Source organism: Pontibacter liquoris, from assembly GCF_022758235.1.
Lineage (GTDB): Bacteria > Bacteroidota > Bacteroidia > Cytophagales > Hymenobacteraceae > Pontibacter > Pontibacter liquoris.
Map to the genome: position 1 here is coordinate 543,621 of NZ_JALEBG010000002.1, position 16,762 is coordinate 560,382.

The window sequence follows — 16,762 nt, forward strand, 5'->3', positions numbered from 1 at the left end:
CTCCTGCTTTTCATCTTCTTCAGCTAAAACAGGTACCGGAGCGTTGGTGTAGGTTTATAAACCGCGCCTTTTTAGCTGGCTTTTCCGGCACCTGAAAACAGGTATGACGAGGATGAACACGCCGGCTTTAGCTGTCTTTTCAATTCTTATACTTGTAGAAAGCAAACAGCAGGAATTTATACTTCGGATTACAAATCCGGAAGAGCGATCTTTAAGTGCCTTCTCAATTCTTATACTTGCAGGAAGCAAACAGCAGGAGTAATCATCCCCCTACCCCCTTCAAAGGGGGACATTCGGCACGAGCAGTTTAGAATGACATTTCTTGCATTAAAAGCTTATTACCCAACAAAGGATAGGAAATAAAATTCAAGTAAAATGTCCCCCTTTGAAGGGGGTAGGGGGATGACAACCGCCTGAACTTATACTTGCAGGACTTTACAAGGCTTGGGTACCTTGAAGTACCTGATCATACTTAAAGCTATAGAAGTATGATCCAGGTAAATTCAGAGGTTAATTGATACTTAAGTAAAAGTATCAATTAACCTTAATTCACTACATCGCCGCGTAGCTTCCGGAAGCGCTTGCGGGCTTCGGCGGCGTATACACTGCCCTGGTATTTGATCAGAAACTGGTTGTACAGCTCCTTTGCTTTTTCCGGGTCCTTCAGGTTGTTTTCGTAGATATAAGCCATCTTATAGAGCGCATCATCGCTCAGGATATCGCTTTGCGGCAAGCTCACGATCTTCTGCAGGTTGGCAATGGCCTGTTCAAAATTACCCTCCCGCTCATAGATCTTCGCTTTCTGAAAGTATATTTCATCGGTAAGGCTGTGGCCGGGATATTGCTGCAGCATCTTATCCAGGGCCGTGAGCGCCTCCGGCAACTTGTTCTGGAAGATGAGCAGGTCGATGGCCGCATAGTCCTGCATGGCAGCTGTGGATGTGTCCAGGCCGGTGTTATCGGTAATAAGCAGGCTCAGGTCCATGGCATCGTTGGCAATTTCGCGGCTGGTGGCTAATTTCAGGATATCCAGGTGTGCCTGCGCCAGCTCGAAATCGCCTTTGTAATAACTCAGGCGGGCATTGCGCAGTTTGGCTTCGTAGCCGATCGGGGTGTCTTTGTTTGCTTTCTCTACCTGCGCATATAACAGGGTGCTTTCCCAGGGCTCTCCTTTCAGCAGGTATATATCGCCCAGGGTCAGCTTGCTGTCTGCTACTACGGCCGGGTTTGCCCGCGGCATGTTAATGGCTTCCTGCAGCAGCGCAATGGCTTTGTCTTTGTCATCGAGGTAAAAGGCGTACAGGCCGGCCATGTGCTGGAGGGCCTCCACCGTCTGGTCGTTGCGGCCTACATCGGCCAGCAGCTTTTCATAATCTGCCACCAGGCTGCGCACCTTCTGCAGGTCCACCGGAAAGGCATGCTGCACCTGCTCCTCGCGTGCATTTATCAGGCGCTGGCGGGCTATCAGGTAGTAGGGGCCGTCCGGGTATTCCTTCACAATGTATTCGAAGGCTTCGATAGCGCCCTGGTAGTCGTTGTTGCGGGCACTGATAGCTCCCAGCTCCATTACCCGTACGCCGCCGCTGTGCGTGCGCTTATCAATGGCCCGCGCCTGCAGCATGGCACTGTAAAAATCGCGCCGCTGGATGTAGAGCCACACCAACAGTTCGCTCATAGCCAGCTGATCCGGGTTTTGCTGCACACGCAGCAGCAGTTCCTTTTCCAGCGCATCAAAGTCCTTGTCCTCGGTAAGAGCATTTTGCAGCATGTTCTGCACATAGCCCAGCTCCTGCTCGTCCTGGGCCAGCAGATTGAGCACCTCTGGGATCAGGCGCTCGCTTTTGTGCTGAAACATGTATAGGGCAATAAGCGAGTGCGTGTTCTCCTGCGGATCTTTACTTAGCTGGCGGCCCTGCAGATAGGTTTTCTCGGCATAATCAAAGAGCTCGTTCTCCATAAAGGCGCTGGCCACAGAGATAACTGCTTCGGGTTTGAGCTGCCCGATAAGCTTGTTATAGTATTTGTCGGCGCCGTCTTTATCGCCGGCTGCCAGGTATACCCGCCCCAGGTCCACGGCATAGGCGGGTATATCGGGGTAGCGCTTCATGGTTTTCTTTACCAGCTTCTCGGCTTCTTTGTAGTTGCGCTGGGCCAGCAGCGTGCGCAGGTAATCGGGGTATACTTCGCTGAACAGGCGCGAATCCGCTATCAGCTTGCCGTAAATGGCTTCTGCCTTGCTGTAGTCGCCTTTGCTGAAGTACTCGCGGGCAAGTGCCAGGTCCTGCGTCTGCGCCCGGGCCACCGGTGCGGCACATAGCAGCAAAAGGGTTAGCAGGATAGTATAAGTATAGTATGATTTCACCAGCATAGTATAAATAGGCACACGGATCAGGATAAAGGGACCAGACTTTTCAGGCAGATTGGAGCTTAGCAGGCGGCGTTCATCAAACCAACCATAGTCTACCTGCCCTTCTTATACTTCGTTCTCCTAAAACGTTGGCAAAGCCAAAGATGATGTGCCTGCCCGGTTATAAATAAAGATACGTAAACTCACCCAAAACAAAAGCGCCACCCCGGCTGGAGTGGCGCTTTTGTTAATCCTTTATACTTCTTTTGGGTGATTAGAAGAACTTCACGCGGTTGTCTTTAATCTCAGACTTCTCTTTGATCGCCTCGAAAGCATCGTTGGCAGCACGCGTGGCGCGGGTGTTTACCAGTTCTGCTTTCACGCTGGCCAGGTCTTGTGGCTCAGGAGCTTTGTTCAGGCTTGTCAGCTCTACTATCATCACGCCGCCCTGTCCCTCGAAAGGAGCCGAGTGGGCACCTGGCTTCAGGCCAAACGCTTTTCCAACTGCTACCGGCTCAATACCGATGCCCGGGATCGTGCCGGAGGCAAACGTTACGTTGTCGGCTGTTTTTACCATGGCATCAGGGCCGTAGCTGGCCGCGATCTGGTCCAGGGAGCCTTTGCTGTCTTTCAACTTGGCAATGATCTGCTCGGCTTTCACCTGGTTACGCACCGCAGCGGTCAGCTCCTCTTTCACGTCACTTACATCGGCATAACCTTTGTCGCGCTTGCCGGTCAGGGAAGCCACCACAAACTGGTCGTTGATCTCAAATACCGGCGATACGTCACCTACTTCGGTGTCTTTGCTGTAGGCCCAGCGCACCAGCTCGCGGGCGTTGTTCAGGTTATTTACCAGAATGTTGTTTTTACCGATGTTCTGCGCTTCTTCTTTTACCAGCCCTTTGTTGGCGGCAACATTCTCTCTGAACTCCTCGGTGCTTCCGCTGGTACCGGAAAGTTTGTCGGCAATGGCATATGCTGCGTCACGGGTTGCTTCGCTAGGCTCTACGCTGCGCTGCAGGGCAGCAATTTTATAAGTCTCCTTCGATTTTGGAGCAGTTACTTTCACAATGTGGTAGCCATACTCAGACTCTACCAGGTTTGGCAGCAGGCCTGTTCCGGAGAATGCAAACACAGGCTTCTCAAACGCCGGCACCATGCGGCCTTCTGTAAACCAGCCCAGGTCGCCACCTACGGAGGCCGTACCATCTGTGCCATACTTGGCAGCCATCTGGCCGAAGTCAGCGCCCGCTTTTATCTGCTTCAGCACATCTTCTGCTTTGGCTTTGGCCGCAGCTTTAGCTTCCGGAGTATCATTTTCAGGTTTGATGAGGATGTGGCTTGCTTTTACGGCATTGGCTGTACCTTCTTTGGCATCGATCACTTTGTAGAGCGCCATGGTGCCATTGCTGGTATACGGGCCGTATACTTTGCCTTCCTGCAGGGGCAGTTGCTTGCGCAGTTGCTCCGGCAACTCACCCGGGTTCATGTAGTTGCCCTGGTAAGGCTGGTCGGAGTTGGCGTTCACAAAAGCAGAGTCGTTGGGAGCAGAAGCAAACTGCTGCGTTAGCTGCGAAATTTCCTGCTGATAGTAGGTGCTGTCTTCCTTCGAAGCACTTACCGGGATGGTTACGAACTCTACCGAGCGGCCTTCGTCCACCTTGTACAGCTCTTTGTGGCTATTGTAATAATCCTGCAGCTGCGCATCCGTTACTTTTACGCTGGAGTCGGAAACCGTAAAGAACGGAACAAACAAAGCCTTGATGCTGGCAGTGGTGTTCTGAGCGTTATAGTAGTTCTTTGCTTCGGCCGCAGTAACGTATACTGTTTTGCTCAGCAGGTTAGAATACTTGGACTGCAGGCGGTCTGATAAAATGCCCTGCTCAAAAGACGTCCACATCGGGCGGGCAGTCGGGCCCATCTGATCCAGGTTCTTGAGGTACTGCACCACCTGGTTGCGGTCAAATTCGCCTGTCTGCGGGTTGGTAAACGCCTGCTTCACGGCCGGGTGGATGTTGTTGCCCTGTACCATGTCGGCCAGTTCGTCGTCTGTTACCGCTATGCCCAGGCGGTCATATTCTTTCTGTAAGGCTATCTTAAAGATCAGCTGGTTCCAGGCTTGCTCCCGGAGCATGGCCAGCTCGCCTTCGTTAGCGCTGCGGCCTACCTGGTTCTCGTAGTTTGATTTGGCTTGCTGAAATACATCGTCAAATTCCTTGTATTCCACTTTCTTACCGGCAATCTCACCGATCACGTTGGCATCGTTGCCAAACAACTTGGAGTTACCTCCAACTAAGTCGCCACCAACTATAAATAAACCCAGTCCTGCGGCGATAAGGCCAACAGCCCAACCAGACTTCTCTCTAATCTTGTTAATTAATGCCATTTGTTATACAAATAAAAAGGATTTGCAAAATAAGGTTAATCGCGCTAAAATTCAAAATTTTTCCTAGGTGGTTTAACTGTTTGCATCTGTCTGAGGCTCTGTGTTTTTTACCAGCTTCACGGCATTAATGCGATTCTCGTCCATCGAAAGGATGGTGATGGTATAGGGCGGCACGGCTATCTGGTCGCCAGCCAGCGGTATCTCGCCGTACACTTCCAGGATCAGGCCACCCAGCGTTTCGTAATCGCCTTCCGGCAATTCCAGGTCATACTTGTCGTTGAGGTAGTCTACTTCGTGGCGGGCCGAGAACAGGTAAATGCCTTTCTCAGGCCATACCTGCTCCAGCAGCGACTCGTCCTTCACATCATACTCGTCCTCTATCTCCCCGAAAATTTCCTCTATCACATCCTCCACTGTTACGATACCCGACGTCCCGCCAAATTCATCCACCACCACAGCCACGCTGCGGTGCTCCGATACCACCTTCACGAACAGCTCACTGGCCATCATACTTTCGGGTACCAGGCTCACCGGCGAGAGGATCTCCTCTATTGTGCCGGGTTGCCGGAACATGTCCAGCTGGTGGCAGTAGCCGATTATGTTATCGATGCTGTCTTTATACACCAGGATCTTGGAATGGCCTGTTTCCACAAACGCCTGCCGCAGTTTTTCCACGCTATCGTTCACCTCCACGGCCTCAATCTCGGTGCGCGGCACCATACACTCGCGCACCCGCACGGTTTTAAATTCCAACGCATTATGGAAAATAAGCGGGTCTACCTCCAGCACATTCTCATGCTCGGGGTGGTAGAGGCGGTTTTTGATAAAGGCGTTGAGGTCTGTGAAACCGAAAACGGGGCGCTCCTCTGAAAACTCTATCTGAAAGATCTTCTCGGCCACCCACTTGCTCAGATTCACGATCAGGTATACGACCGGGTAAAGCAGGTAATAACAGATAAAGATCGGGATAGCCAGCACCTGCAGCATGCGGTTGGGGTTGATGGCAAACAGGCTGCGGGGCAGGAATTCGGCCGTAAGCAGCACGACCATCGAGGCGATGATAATCTGAAGCACCAGCACCAGCAGCGATAGCTGCAGCGGCGCAGGCAGGTAGAGGAAAAGCAGCTTGTTGAGCACGCTGGCAATGGCAAAGCCATAAAGCACCAGTGCCAGGGTGTTGCCGATCAGGGTAGTGCCCATCAGGCGAGCGGGGCGCTGCAGCAGATGCCCCAGCAGGCGGCCAGCCAGTACCCCATTCTTCTCGCTCAGCTCGATCTGAATTTTGTTGGCAGCCACAAAGGCCAGCTCGATGCCCGAAAAGAAGGCCGAGAACACCAGTGCCACGAGCAATAATACGATCTGATTGGGGTCTACCATGTCCTAAAAAAACTTAGGCGCCGTACCTTTTGCGGCGATACCACCAAAGTATAAACAGCACCGCCGAGATCATAAAGATCCAGTAGTTACCAAGCACATCCTCGCCCTGTATGGTGCGGTGCGCCCCGATAACGGCTGCCACAAAGGCCAGCGCTAATAAAAGGGTATTAATTAGCTTTTGGTTCATTCTTCTTGCAGGCTGATGATGCCCGTCGGCTTTAAAATTCTGTATTTTGAGAAATCCTGGTTGGCCCGTAACCCGTTGCCCATCAGGATCTCCTCGCCCGTAGTAATCTTCACGAACTTATCGGTGTAGATCAGGGCTTTGTTCTTGTCCCAGAAGAGCTCTTCTGTTTCCAGCTTTTCCTTTTTTACGCGGTTCTCCACTTCTACTTTGCCCTGGGCAAGATACAGGTTCTTGTGGCGGTCCTGTTTGGCATAGTTGGCCTTGAGCGTAGAGGTGATCTGGCCTGGTTTGCCATAAAACTCCACGTTTAGGCCTTTTGGAAACACTCCGTCACCGTTTTCAAACTCCTGCTGCACGGGGGCCATCAGTTTTATCTGCAGCCGCGCCGAGTCGCTGTAGAGCGTTACCACATCGTGGTTCTCGATGAGCGGCCCCTTGTAGGTTTCTACTTTATCCGGGTCCTGCAGGTCATCGCTGCAGCCAAACGCCAGGCAGCTCAGCGCTACAATGCTGCTAAAAATCCATGCGTTACGCATAAGGTTGCCGTTGATCCGTTTAGGTGAAATTAGCAAATTTTATTTTTATCTACAGCCATCTTTGTGCCACAAAAAAGGCCGCTCCAAGAACGGCCTTTTTCCCTTGCACAGGTGTGCTGGTTATACTTGTATATCGATAGCGTTACTCAATGCGGCGCTTGATGAACCAGCGGCTGTTGATGGTAATGCCGGCGCTGAACTGGAAATACTTCTCGGCGATCAGTCCGTTGGAGGTGGTGCCGCGCTGCCCGTAGCCGAAAGCTGTGTTGAGCTGGTACATATCGTAAACGGTAGACCGGCCAATAGGCAAGGTAAAGCCTACGGTTACACCTTTGTCGCCTATCTGGGTGCCGTTGATCTCGTAAGGGGTTTTTCCATAGTATAAGCCGCCACGGTAAGTAATCCGCTTAAAGTAGTTACCGATCGACTTGGCATCCGGCGTATACTCGCCGCCAAGTGCTGCCCGGTAGCTGTCGGCCAGTTCCTTGTCACCATCAAAATTGCGGAACTTAGACCATTGCTGCGCCGAGAAATCGGCTACCAGCGTCATGTTGGAGCCATTGTCCAGCGAGATGCCTGCCTGCCAGCTCTGGGGCAACAGCACACTGCCTTTGGTACTGTCGGGCATAATGTTCTGGTCCAGGATGCCTTCGTAGATGGTGCGCCGCTCGTACGAATTCTTACGGTTGGCATTCAGGTCGCTTTCAAAGCTGTAGGTACCGCCTATGCTCAGAAAAAGTGACTCTTTCAGTTCCTGTCTGTAGTTTACGCCTGCTCTAAAAAGGAAGTCCTGGTAACGGGTACGCTCGCTATACACCACCTGCTCCATCGATAAAGTGGAAAGTGAGTCGTCCTGCACCAGCGAGGAAGCTTCTTTGGTTACGTTGCCGAAGATGTAGGAAGCCGTAGCGCCAACAGTCAGCCCTTTTACAATTTTAACGCCGTTGGAGAAACTCAGCTCCGATAAGCCGCCATCGCCCTCGTATCCGCGCAGGATGGATGCCCGCGGGTTGCTTTCCAGGGGCATGGAAGAACTCATTTCATAGGTGACATCGCTGAAAGGCCGCAGCGACACCGCTGACGACCAGCGCTTGGACACCGGCACGACCAGCGACAAGTTGGACAGGCTGGCATTGCCATCGCGCTGCGAGGCGTTGCCGTCGCTCAGGGTTTTCACCTGCCCGCGAATGCTCATATCAAACACCGTAATGCTGTTATAATAAAGCAAGGCAGGGTTAGCGATGTTTGCCTGAAAGCTGTTGGCTGCACTAATGCCGGCCCCGGCCATGCCCGCATTGCGGATATTGCCCAGGTTGCTGTTTATCTCCCCTAACCCATAGCGGGAGTACGGGGTGTTGCCAATGTATTGCGCCTGTGCGGCGGGTGCCATGCACAGCAGGGCAAACCCTATCAGTACTCGGAGTTTTTTATACATTATATACTAAAATTCTGTGAAGCCCGATCAAGACCAGTTCAGGAATTACAAAGATGCGCCCTTTTAACGTACTTTCAAAAAATCCTGCGTCTCCTCCGCAAAGTATAACCACTAAAGCAGGCGCTTTTTGCGCATAAGCCGCTATCAGGCCGTTGAGTTCGGCCACCGTACCGGCCAGCACCCCGCTCAGGATCGACTCCTGCGTGGTTTGCCCGGTCAGCGGATAGGCGTTTTCTGTTCGCTGTACTAACGGCAGGCGTTCGGTAAAAGTATGCAGGGCTTTGAATTTCATGTTCAGGCCGGGTGCAATGCCCCCGCCATGGTAGGTGCCGGTGCTGTCCACAAAATCGTGTGTGATGCAGGTGCCGGCGTCAAACACCAGGCAGTTGCGCCCCGGAAAAAAGTAACTGGCCCCTGCGGCAACGGCTTTTCTGTCGGCCCCCAGGGTTTGAGGCGTTTTGTACAGGTTATTAAAAGGCAAGGCTGTCTGCCCCGTCAGCTCCAGGAGCTTGCCGGTAACAGACAGCCTTGTTAGGATAGCATGCGGGTCTTGCGCGACCGAGGCAACAATGGCATGGTCGAAGGTTTGCTGTTGCAAAGCCGCCGGCAGCTGGTCTTTTTCCTGAAAATAGCCTTGTTCTACAAAGACGTCCTCTTCAAAAAGGCCATACTTGGTGCCCGTGTTCCCGATGTCGATCGCGACGCTCCGCATATTGCTTACATAAAGTACTTCAGGCGGATGACTTCTTTCTCGGTAAGGTAGCGCCAGTTGCCGCGTGGCAGGTCTTTTTTAGTCAGGCCGGCATACTGTACGCGGTCCAGGCTTACCACATCGTAACCCAGGTGCTCAAAAATGCGGCGCACAATGCGGTTACGGCCAATATGGATCTCCAGCCCCAGGAACGTACTCGCATCGCCCAGCAGGGCCACATCATCCACCTCGGCTTTGCCGTCTTCCAGCTCCACGCCTTCGGCCACTTTCACAAAGTCGGCTTTGGTGATAGGCTTATCCAGCTCTACCTGGTAGATCTTTTTCACGCCGTTAGACGGGTGCGTTAGCTTTTGCGCCAGCTCACCATCGTTGGTGAACAGCAGCAGACCGGTGGTATTGCGATCCAGGCGGCCTACCGGGAAGATGCGCTCCGTCGAAGCATTGGCTACCAGGCTCATTACTGTTTTGCGGCCTTCCGGGTCGTCGGTAGTGGTTAGGAAGTCTTTTGGCTTGTTGAGCAGCACATACACCAGCTTTTCGCGGTTCAGTATTTTCTTGCCATACTGGATGCTGTCGGTCGGCTTCACTTTAAAGCCCATCTCCTTTACCACCTCACCGTTTACTTTGATCTCACCAGCCTCGATCAACAGATCGGCTTCGCGGCGCGAGCAGATGCCGGCATTGGCAATAAAGCGGTTCAGGCGGATGGTGCCATCGTCCTCTTCCTTTATATTTGTTTTCTTAATGCGCGGGTTATTGTTATAGCGACTCAGGTTATAGTCTGGTGCCTCAGGCGTGCTTTCACGGTCGTTTGCCCGGTCTCTGCTGCCGCGGCTGTTCGCATCCGGCTTGCTATACTTGCCGGGGCGGTCTGTTTTAAACGAGCCTTTATCAGCACCAAAACCGCGTTTCTCGCCATAAGCCGGCTTGCCTTCCGAGCGCGCATCACGTCGGTCGTCTCTGCGGTCGGCGTTATACGGCTTGCGCTCGCCACGGTCCGCACGGTCATAACTACGGCGCTCGCCGCCACCTTCTCTTCGGTCATTGCCGTATGAGCGACGCTCCCCGCCTTCTCTTTTATTGGCACCAAATGATTTGCGTTCGCCACCATCGCGGTTTTCGCTATACGAGCGGCGTTCACCTCCTTCAGGCTTCTCTCTTCTGTCGTTGTAAGTGCGGCGGTCATCGCCCCCTTCGCGGCGGCCGGTGGTGAAAGAAGGGTATTCACCGCCTTCTTTTCTATTGCCATATGAGCGGCGTTCGCCTCCTTCTCTATTGCCACCACCAAAAGGTTTTCTGTCGCCCTGGTCGCGGCCCGGCCGGTCGCTTCCAAAAGAGCGGCGTTCGGGTTTATCTCTTCTGTTAAAAATCTTTTTACCGTCGCGGTCGCTGTTTGGTCTGCCGGTAGCGTTGCTGCCAGCACCTCTTCTGCCCTCACCTGCGTTGCCGCGTGCGGGTCTTTCGTTATCTTTTGCCATTTTATTTTAATTATCGATGCAGTATCGCTACTGTACCTTTGTGTGCAGCATTATCTACTGTGATTGTTCGGTTATACTTGGCGCGTCAGCGCCCGGATTGGCTAATCGGCCACTTCGCCGATCATATTTTCTTCGGTGGCGAAGTCTTTTAGCTGTGGAAGGTCTTTGATGTGGTTGATGCCGAAGTAGTCCATAAACTTTTGCGAAGTGCCATACAGCACAGGGCGCCCGATCGTTTCGGCCTTTCCCTTGATCTCGATCAGTTCTTTCTCCAGCAATTTATGGATGGCATAGTCGCAGCCTACGCCGCGAATTTGCTCTACAGCCGACCGGGTGATCGGCTGCTTGTAGGCAATGATGGCCAGCGTCTCCAGCGAAGACGCCGATAGTTTACGTTTCGATTTCTGCTTGAGGAAGGTGCTGACCGTTTGCTGGTACTCGGGCTTGGTCAGGAACTGGTAGCCGCCCCCGATAGCATAGATCTGGAAAGCGAAGCCCGCCTCCAGCAACTGCTCGTTTATACCTTCCACCGCCTCCAGCACATCGCTTACCAGCACTTCTTCAAACCCCAGCGCCTCTTGCAGGCAGCGCTGAATGTCCTCGATGCTGATTGGTGACTGGGCACAGAAAACAAGTGCCTGAATATGGTTTTGCAGAATATTCAAGATAAAAAAGTACTAGTCGTTGCGCTGCAGTTTCGCCTCAATGGTGTGCTGTGTGTGCGGCACGGCACGCAGTCTTTCTTTCGGGATCAGCTTGCCTGTAACGATGCAAACGCCATAAGTACCATTCTTGATCCGGATCAGCGCATTCTCCAACTGCTGGATAAACTTCATCTGACGGGAAGCCAGCTGGTTCAGGCTTTCTTTCTCGGCTGTATCGGCGCCATCTTCCAGCACCTTGGTAGGCGATGCGGTGTTATCCGTACCGGAATCGTTGCGGCGGCTCAGGGTTTCTTTAATGAAAGCTACTTCCTTTTTGGCATTCGTCAGCTTTTCGAGGATGATGTTTTCAAACTCGCTGAGCTCCTCTCTGGAATAACGCTGTTTTTCTTCGTTCGTATTCATTCGATAGTATGTAAGAACTGTATTAACGCACTGGTTAAACTAAAGACCTGTTTTGCGCTTCGTTCTTTTGCCGCATAACAGCAGCAAACGCATTTTAGTTTAGTTTAACTTCATCCTTGCCAAGGCTTTACTTTGATAGTAGCATTTTGGCTAAATTTCGTGCAAAAATAACAGTTAAATCTATACTTTGCTATGCCTTGCTCTAATTTAACGATTTTTTCTTCAACACAATTTTGCCCAGGCGTGCGTAACCTAAAAGGGAGTAAGTAATTGTAAATCTGGAACAGATGTTGCTACGTAGCCTACAGCAACGCCATACCAAACCGGGCTTGCTCCCTATCAGCTAAAAGCATATGAAAAGAATTATCCTATTCTGCGCTGCCGCGCTTTTGCTCACGGCAGCTCCTTTATCCAGCAGCATTGCACAAGGCCAGGCGCCTACGCGCTCTACGGTCATTAAAGTAAACGTGCTGAGCCCTTTTGCCGCTACCGGCTCCGGGTTTATCGAACACGCTTTCGGCCCGCACATCAGCGGCCAGGTTGGCGCCTTTATCACGGGCGTTTCCGTATCGGGTGTCCGCTTCGACGGCTATGGCTTTACGCCGGAAGTGCGTTACTATGTATCGGACTATAAAGCTGCACCGGCTGGTTTATACCTGGCCGGCTACGGCCGCATTCTCAACTATAAGCTCACTGTGCAGGACAAGGACCAGGGCAAAGAGTATAAAGCAACTTACGCTCCCATCGGGGCTGGTATAGCTGCAGGCAACCAGTTTATCTTCAACAACGGCATCTCGGTAGATATTTTTCTTGGCGCGGGCATTAACGGCGGCAGCCTGAAGGTAAACTCCGGCACGGAAGAAGATTTTGACACCGGTTTCCTGAACCTGCTGGGCAGTGGTTTCCGCCTGCGGCCGGGCTTAACGGTGGGCTATAGCTTTTAAGTATAAACACGTTAGTGCCCGTTCATTACCATATGCTGTTTTATACTTGCAGCGCTACTTAGCTACAATCAAAAAGAGGCGGCACCTTGCGGTGTAGCCTCTTTCTGTTTTAAGCCGGTTTATACTTTAAAAGCTCAGCATGTGGATGGCGGCCGCAGCGGCCTCCACGCCTTTGTTGCCGTGCTTGCCGCCGGCCCGGTCCAGGGCCTGCTCCAGGTTGTTGGTGGTTACCAAACCAAAGGAAACGGGCTTATTATACTTAAGCGAGACGTTGGTTAAGCCGTTGGCCACCGCGTGGTTGATGTAATCGTCGTGCTTGGTATCGCCTTTGATCACTACGCCGAGGCAGATCACGGCGTCCACTTCTTCCTGCTGCGCCAGGAACTGCGCGCCCAGCGTGAGTTCAAAGCTGCCCGGCACGGTGTTGCGGTAGATGTTCTCTTTGCGGGCGCCATGCTGCAGCAGCGTGTCAATAGCACCGGCACACAGCACGTCGGTAATCTCGTGGTGCCAGTCGGCTACCACAATGCCGAATGTCTTTTCGGAGATATCGCCGAAGGTATGCTTTTTATATTCGTTCAGGTTTTTCAGGGATGTGGCCATAGAAAATATGCTGGTTTGTGAATGTAAAGATGAGCTGGTATATGGATGTGCTGTTTAGCAAGTATAACAAGTATAAATCCGCGTTGTCCCCCTTCGAAGGGGGTAGGGGGATGAGAGGCCAGTGAAATACGCAATCTTCTCAGGTATATCTAAAGTTGCTTTTGATGCCTTCCTTTTGATATACTATCCGAAGGTGTAATCATCCCCCTACCCCCTTCAAAGGGGGACTTTCTGCAATTCTGGCCTTTCACTAACCTGTCATTCTGTTAAGAAACCTGGTAGAAACTAAAGCCCTTACCCCTGGAGCTTAAGCCTATACTATCAGCCACCAAGATCCTTTCAGGATGACAAAAAAGGAGAACAAAACTGCCTTACCCCTTCAAAGGGAGACTTTCAGCAGCGCTTGTCTTGTGCCTGCAAAACCACTGGCAAGTATAAAATACGTTTGCTGCAAAAGAAGAAGCGCTTCTGCCTTTACAAAAGACAAAAGCGCTTTCCTTATACTTTATACTTCGGCAAAAGCCGCTTTATGTTACTTCTGTTCGCCGCCTGCCAGCATTTCGGCACGGGCTTTATACTTTTTGGCGTCGTTTACTTCGGCAGAAGATTCGTATTTCTCGATGATGTTACCGTACGTTTCGGCAGCTGCTTTAAAGTCGTTTCCGGCTTCGTAGGCAATACCGGCTTTCATCAGGTACTGTGGCGAAAAATAAGGGTTTGCGTTCTCGTTGGCTGCTTTCAGATACAGATCAGCGGCTTCTTTGGTTTTACCCTGCTCCAGCAGCGCATCGCCGGTCAGGCTGTAGGCGCGGGCCTGCATCAGGTAATCATCCGACTTAAAATCCTCCAGGTGGCTAACCGCTTCGGCATACTTGCCATCTTTCAGCAGGGCTACGCCGGCATAAAAGTTAGCCAGGTTTCCGGCATCCGTGCCGCTATACTCGTCCGATATCTTCAGCAGGCCGTCATACTGGCCATCGCCGTTCAGGGCCTTGTTCAGCGAGTCCGCCTCGAAGTAATAAACGGCCTGGAACATGGCTTTCTGGGCTTCGGCGTTTTGCGTACGGCGATAGTTAAAGTAGAGGAAACCACCCACAATAACAGCAGCAATAAGAGCAAACACACCGATGAGCATCGATTTGTTTCTTTTCACAAAATCCTCGGAGCTTACCAGGCGATCTGCCAGCGCATCCGGATTTTCTACCAGCTCCTCAAACTCGCTGTGCTTCTTTACTTTTTCTTTAGCCATCAGTATGAATAAATTAGAAACTCAAAATTAGAAATTAAAAGTGATTAGAAACAATACTTATAAATCCTCAACACCAAATTTATAATTTTTAATTCCTAATAATCAATTTAAATAGGCACTAGTCCATGATGTAAGGATAGTCGCTCTCCACGTAAATATCGGTATAAAGCTCCGATGGATCCGGGTAAGGCGACTCTTCGGCAAATTTCACCGAATCGGCTACCTGCTGCTTCACTTTTTCCTCGATCTGCTCCAGCTCCTCTTCGGTGGCCCATCCGTTCTGCAGGATAGTGGCTTTTACTGATTCGATCGGGTCTTTGCCTTTGTAGTCTTCCAGCTCTTCTTTGGTTCTATACTTGGCAGGGTCCGACATGGAATGGCCTTTGTAGCGGTAAGTTCTGAACTCCAGCAGGGTTGGCCCCTGGCCGCTACGTGCACGCTCCGCTGCCCGGGCTACGGCCTCGTGCACCGCTTCTACGCGCATGCCATCAACCGGCTCCGAAGGGATATCGTAGGCCTCACCCAGCGTATAGAGCTCGGTTACGTTTGAGGTACGCTTCACCGAAGTACCCATGGCGTAGCCATTGTTCTCGATCACAAAAATTACCGGCAGCTTCCAAGTCATGGCCATGTTCAGCGCCTCGTGGAAGGCACCCTGGCGCACGGCGCCATCGCCCATGTAGCAAATGCACACGTTGCCGGTCTTGTTATACTTCTCGGCAAAGGCAATACCTGCGCCAAGCGGCACCTGCGCACCCACAATGCCGTGGCCGCCCATAAAGTTCACTTCCTTATCGAAGATGTGCATCGAGCCGCCTTTGCCTTTGGAGCAGCCTGTTTTCTTGGCAAACAGCTCGGCCATTACCGCGCCAGGGTCGGTGCCCAGTCCCAGCGGGTGTGCGTGGTCGCGGTACGCGGTGATCCACTTGTCGTCTTTGGTAAGGGCGGTTATGGCACCGGCAGCACAAGCCTCCTGGCCAATGTAGAGGTGGCAGAACCCTTTGATCTTTTGCTGGCCATATAACTGGCCTGCTTTTTCCTCGAAACGGCGCATGAGTTTCATGTTCTCATACCACCACATATAGGTTTCCTTTGAAAACGTTGGTTCAGCCTGTACCTTTGCTTTCGCCGGCTTCGCTTTTGCCTTATCTTTCGTATCTGCCATGGTCATATCTGTTAAAGTTATCCGTCAGCAATTCCGGCAAGTATAGCTGCCTGAAACAGTGGCCTTGAAAGCCGTAACGGTTTAGCATGCGAAATTAAGGAAAAAGATATCAAAGTAGAAACGAATGCTCCTCGAAAATCTCAGTTTGCTGTTTTTCAAGAATTATGAAGAGGCCTCGCTGGCTTTTTCGGAGCATATCAACTGCTTTATCGGCAACAACGGCAGCGGAAAAACCAACCTGCTGGATGCCATTTATTACCTCTCCATGACCAAAAGCGCGTTTCCGGGTACTGAGGCGCAAAGTATAAAACAGGGCGAGGATTTTTTTATGGTGAAGGGCCGCTTTTTAGTAGGCAGCGAGAAACATACCGTACAGGTGAGCCTGAAACAGGGCCAGAAAAAAATGGTAACGCACAACAAAGCCCTTTACGAGAAAATGAGCGAGCACATCGGCCGCTTCCCGGTGGTGCTCATCTCGCCCTACGACACCGACCTGATCCGGGAAGGCAGCGAAGAGCGCCGCAAATATTTCGACAGCCTTATCTCGCAGCTCAACCATGTATACCTCGAGCAGCTTATCCAGTACAGCTATGTGCTCAAACAGCGCAACTCGCTGCTGAAACAATTTGCCGAGCGCCATTACTACGACCGCGATTACCTGCACATCCTCAACGAGCAGCTGGTGCCCTTTGGAGAAGACCTGGCCCGGGAGCGCGAAAAGTTTCTGCAGGAGTTTGTGCCGATCTTTCAGAAGCACTACCACCACATTTCGGGCAGCAGCGAAGCCGTAACTCTGACCTATAAAAGCCAGTTACCCGGCGCCGACTTTGCCCAGCTGCTGCACCAGGCCGAGCGCAGGGATCTGGCCCTGCAGCGCACCACCGTGGGCCCGCACAAAGACGATTTCGTATTCCTGATGGACGGCAACCCGGTCAAAAACTTCGGTTCGCAGGGGCAGCAGAAAAGCTACGTCATTGCCCTGAAGCTGGCGCACTTTGAAGTAATGGCTGCCCGCCACCACCACAAGCCCCTGCTGCTGCTCGACGATATCTTCGACCGCCTGGACGAAAAGCGTATCACCCAGCTCATGCAAATGGTAGCCGCCCATACGTTCGGCCAGATCTTTTTAACCGACACGCACCTGGAGCGCACCGACAAAATTCTGGAAGGCCTCTCGGAGAGTATCCGTAGATTTGAAGTGAAGGAAGGGCAGGTGAAGGTGATCGGGGAACTGTAGCCAGTCTGTACTTAAAAGTCATTCAACCGTTGTGGTAAA

General features: G+C 52.0%; 15 protein-coding genes. 2 read left to right on the top strand and 13 right to left on the bottom strand.

The genetic code is table 11. The features are described from left to right. Window positions 1-544: 544 nt before the first annotated feature. The 10 genes from LWL52_RS15685 to LWL52_RS15730 all read right to left on the bottom strand — a co-directional run bounded on the left by LWL52_RS15685 (window position 545) and on the right by LWL52_RS15730 (window position 11,525). Entirely contained in the window at window positions 545-2,368 is a 1,824-nt protein-coding gene (locus LWL52_RS15685) for a tetratricopeptide repeat protein (protein WP_242921558.1), read from the bottom strand. A 253-nt stretch (window positions 2,369-2,621) separates the two neighbouring features. Then, entirely contained in the window at window positions 2,622-4,733 is a 2,112-nt protein-coding gene (locus tag LWL52_RS15690) for a peptidylprolyl isomerase (protein ID WP_242921561.1), read from the bottom strand. 72 nt (window positions 4,734-4,805) lie between these two features. After that, window positions 4,806-6,110: a hemolysin family protein gene (locus LWL52_RS15695; protein ID WP_242921563.1), complete on the bottom strand. Its 1,305-nt coding sequence runs from the start codon at window positions 6,108-6,110 to the stop codon at window positions 4,806-4,808. A 13-nt stretch (window positions 6,111-6,123) separates the two neighbouring features. Next, window positions 6,124-6,297, bottom strand: a complete 174-nt coding sequence (locus tag LWL52_RS15700; protein ID WP_242921565.1) for a hypothetical protein — start codon at window positions 6,295-6,297, stop codon at window positions 6,124-6,126. Next, window positions 6,294-6,833: an LPS export ABC transporter periplasmic protein LptC gene (gene lptC / locus LWL52_RS15705; RefSeq protein WP_242921567.1), complete on the bottom strand. Its 540-nt coding sequence runs from the start codon at window positions 6,831-6,833 to the stop codon at window positions 6,294-6,296. The genes LWL52_RS15700 and lptC overlap by 4 nt, the downstream gene beginning before the upstream one ends. A 142-nt stretch (window positions 6,834-6,975) precedes the next feature. Beyond that, window positions 6,976-8,268: a BamG family beta-barrel-assembly machinery protein gene (gene bamG / locus LWL52_RS15710; protein ID WP_242921569.1), complete on the bottom strand. Its 1,293-nt coding sequence runs from the start codon at window positions 8,266-8,268 to the stop codon at window positions 6,976-6,978. Continuing rightward, on the bottom strand, window positions 8,261-8,980 hold the full coding sequence (locus tag LWL52_RS15715) for a type III pantothenate kinase (protein ID WP_242921571.1): 720 nt from the start codon (window positions 8,978-8,980) through the stop codon (window positions 8,261-8,263). The genes bamG and LWL52_RS15715 overlap by 8 nt, the downstream gene beginning before the upstream one ends. Window positions 8,981-8,985: 5 nt before the next feature. Further along, the gene (locus LWL52_RS15720; RefSeq protein WP_242921573.1) at window positions 8,986-10,458 is read right to left on the bottom strand and encodes a pseudouridine synthase; all 1,473 of its coding nucleotides are present in this window, start codon (window positions 10,456-10,458) and stop codon (window positions 8,986-8,988) included. Between the two features lie 101 nt (window positions 10,459-10,559). Then, the gene (gene scpB / locus LWL52_RS15725; RefSeq protein ID WP_242921575.1) at window positions 10,560-11,123 is read right to left on the bottom strand and encodes an SMC-Scp complex subunit ScpB; all 564 of its coding nucleotides are present in this window, start codon (window positions 11,121-11,123) and stop codon (window positions 10,560-10,562) included. A gap of 12 nt (window positions 11,124-11,135) precedes the next feature. After that, on the bottom strand, window positions 11,136-11,525 hold the full coding sequence (locus LWL52_RS15730; protein WP_242921576.1) for a TraR/DksA family transcriptional regulator: 390 nt from the start codon (window positions 11,523-11,525) through the stop codon (window positions 11,136-11,138). A 353-nt stretch (window positions 11,526-11,878) separates the two neighbouring features. On the opposite strand from LWL52_RS15730, the gene LWL52_RS15735 reads away from it, so the two are divergent. Continuing rightward, a complete protein-coding gene (locus LWL52_RS15735; protein ID WP_242921578.1) occupies window positions 11,879-12,469 on the top strand; it encodes a DUF3575 domain-containing protein in 591 nt (196 codons plus the stop codon). 126 nt (window positions 12,470-12,595) lie between these two features. On the opposite strand, the gene ribH is transcribed toward LWL52_RS15735, so the two are convergent. The 3 genes from ribH to pdhA all read right to left on the bottom strand — a co-directional run bounded on the left by ribH (window position 12,596) and on the right by pdhA (window position 15,486). Beyond that, window positions 12,596-13,072, bottom strand: a complete 477-nt coding sequence (gene ribH / locus LWL52_RS15740; protein ID WP_242921580.1) for a 6,7-dimethyl-8-ribityllumazine synthase — start codon at window positions 13,070-13,072, stop codon at window positions 12,596-12,598. A 532-nt stretch (window positions 13,073-13,604) separates the two neighbouring features. Beyond that, window positions 13,605-14,321, bottom strand: coding sequence for a tetratricopeptide repeat protein (locus LWL52_RS15745; RefSeq protein ID WP_242921582.1), 717 nt, complete (start codon window positions 14,319-14,321; stop codon window positions 13,605-13,607). 118 nt (window positions 14,322-14,439) lie between these two features. Continuing rightward, window positions 14,440-15,486: a pyruvate dehydrogenase (acetyl-transferring) E1 component subunit alpha gene (gene pdhA / locus LWL52_RS15750; protein WP_242921584.1), complete on the bottom strand. Its 1,047-nt coding sequence runs from the start codon at window positions 15,484-15,486 to the stop codon at window positions 14,440-14,442. Window positions 15,487-15,610: 124 nt separating this feature from the next. On the opposite strand from pdhA, the gene recF reads away from it, so the two are divergent. Continuing rightward, window positions 15,611-16,723 carry a DNA replication/repair protein RecF gene (gene recF / locus LWL52_RS15755; protein WP_242921586.1) on the top strand — a complete coding sequence of 371 codons (1,113 nt, stop codon included), beginning with the start codon at window positions 15,611-15,613 and terminating at the stop codon, window positions 16,721-16,723. Window positions 16,724-16,762: the final 39 nt, after the last annotated feature.

Bases quoted from the DNA above. Each gene is read 5' to 3' on its own strand.
- LWL52_RS15685 (WP_242921558.1), bottom strand. From the start codon at position 2,368: ATGCTGGTGAAATCATACTATACTTATACTATCCTGCTAACCCTTTTG.
- LWL52_RS15690 (WP_242921561.1), bottom strand. From the start codon at position 4,733: ATGGCATTAATTAACAAGATTAGAGAGAAGTCTGGTTGGGCTGTTGGC.
- LWL52_RS15695 (WP_242921563.1), bottom strand. From the start codon at position 6,110: ATGGTAGACCCCAATCAGATCGTATTATTGCTCGTGGCACTGGTGTTC.
- LWL52_RS15700 (WP_242921565.1), bottom strand. From the start codon at position 6,297: ATGAACCAAAAGCTAATTAATACCCTTTTATTAGCGCTGGCCTTTGTG.
- lptC (WP_242921567.1), bottom strand. From the start codon at position 6,833: ATGCGTAACGCATGGATTTTTAGCAGCATTGTAGCGCTGAGCTGCCTG.
- bamG (WP_242921569.1), bottom strand. From the start codon at position 8,268: ATGTATAAAAAACTCCGAGTACTGATAGGGTTTGCCCTGCTGTGCATG.
- LWL52_RS15715 (WP_242921571.1), bottom strand. From the start codon at position 8,980: ATGCGGAGCGTCGCGATCGACATCGGGAACACGGGCACCAAGTATGGC.
- LWL52_RS15720 (WP_242921573.1), bottom strand. From the start codon at position 10,458: ATGGCAAAAGATAACGAAAGACCCGCACGCGGCAACGCAGGTGAGGGC.
- LWL52_RS15730 (WP_242921576.1), bottom strand. From the start codon at position 11,525: ATGAATACGAACGAAGAAAAACAGCGTTATTCCAGAGAGGAGCTCAGC.
- LWL52_RS15735 (WP_242921578.1), top strand. From the start codon at position 11,879: ATGAAAAGAATTATCCTATTCTGCGCTGCCGCGCTTTTGCTCACGGCA.
- ribH (WP_242921580.1), bottom strand. From the start codon at position 13,072: ATGGCCACATCCCTGAAAAACCTGAACGAATATAAAAAGCATACCTTC.
- LWL52_RS15745 (WP_242921582.1), bottom strand. From the start codon at position 14,321: ATGGCTAAAGAAAAAGTAAAGAAGCACAGCGAGTTTGAGGAGCTGGTA.
- pdhA (WP_242921584.1), bottom strand. From the start codon at position 15,486: ATGGCAGATACGAAAGATAAGGCAAAAGCGAAGCCGGCGAAAGCAAAG.
- recF (WP_242921586.1), top strand. From the start codon at position 15,611: ATGCTCCTCGAAAATCTCAGTTTGCTGTTTTTCAAGAATTATGAAGAG.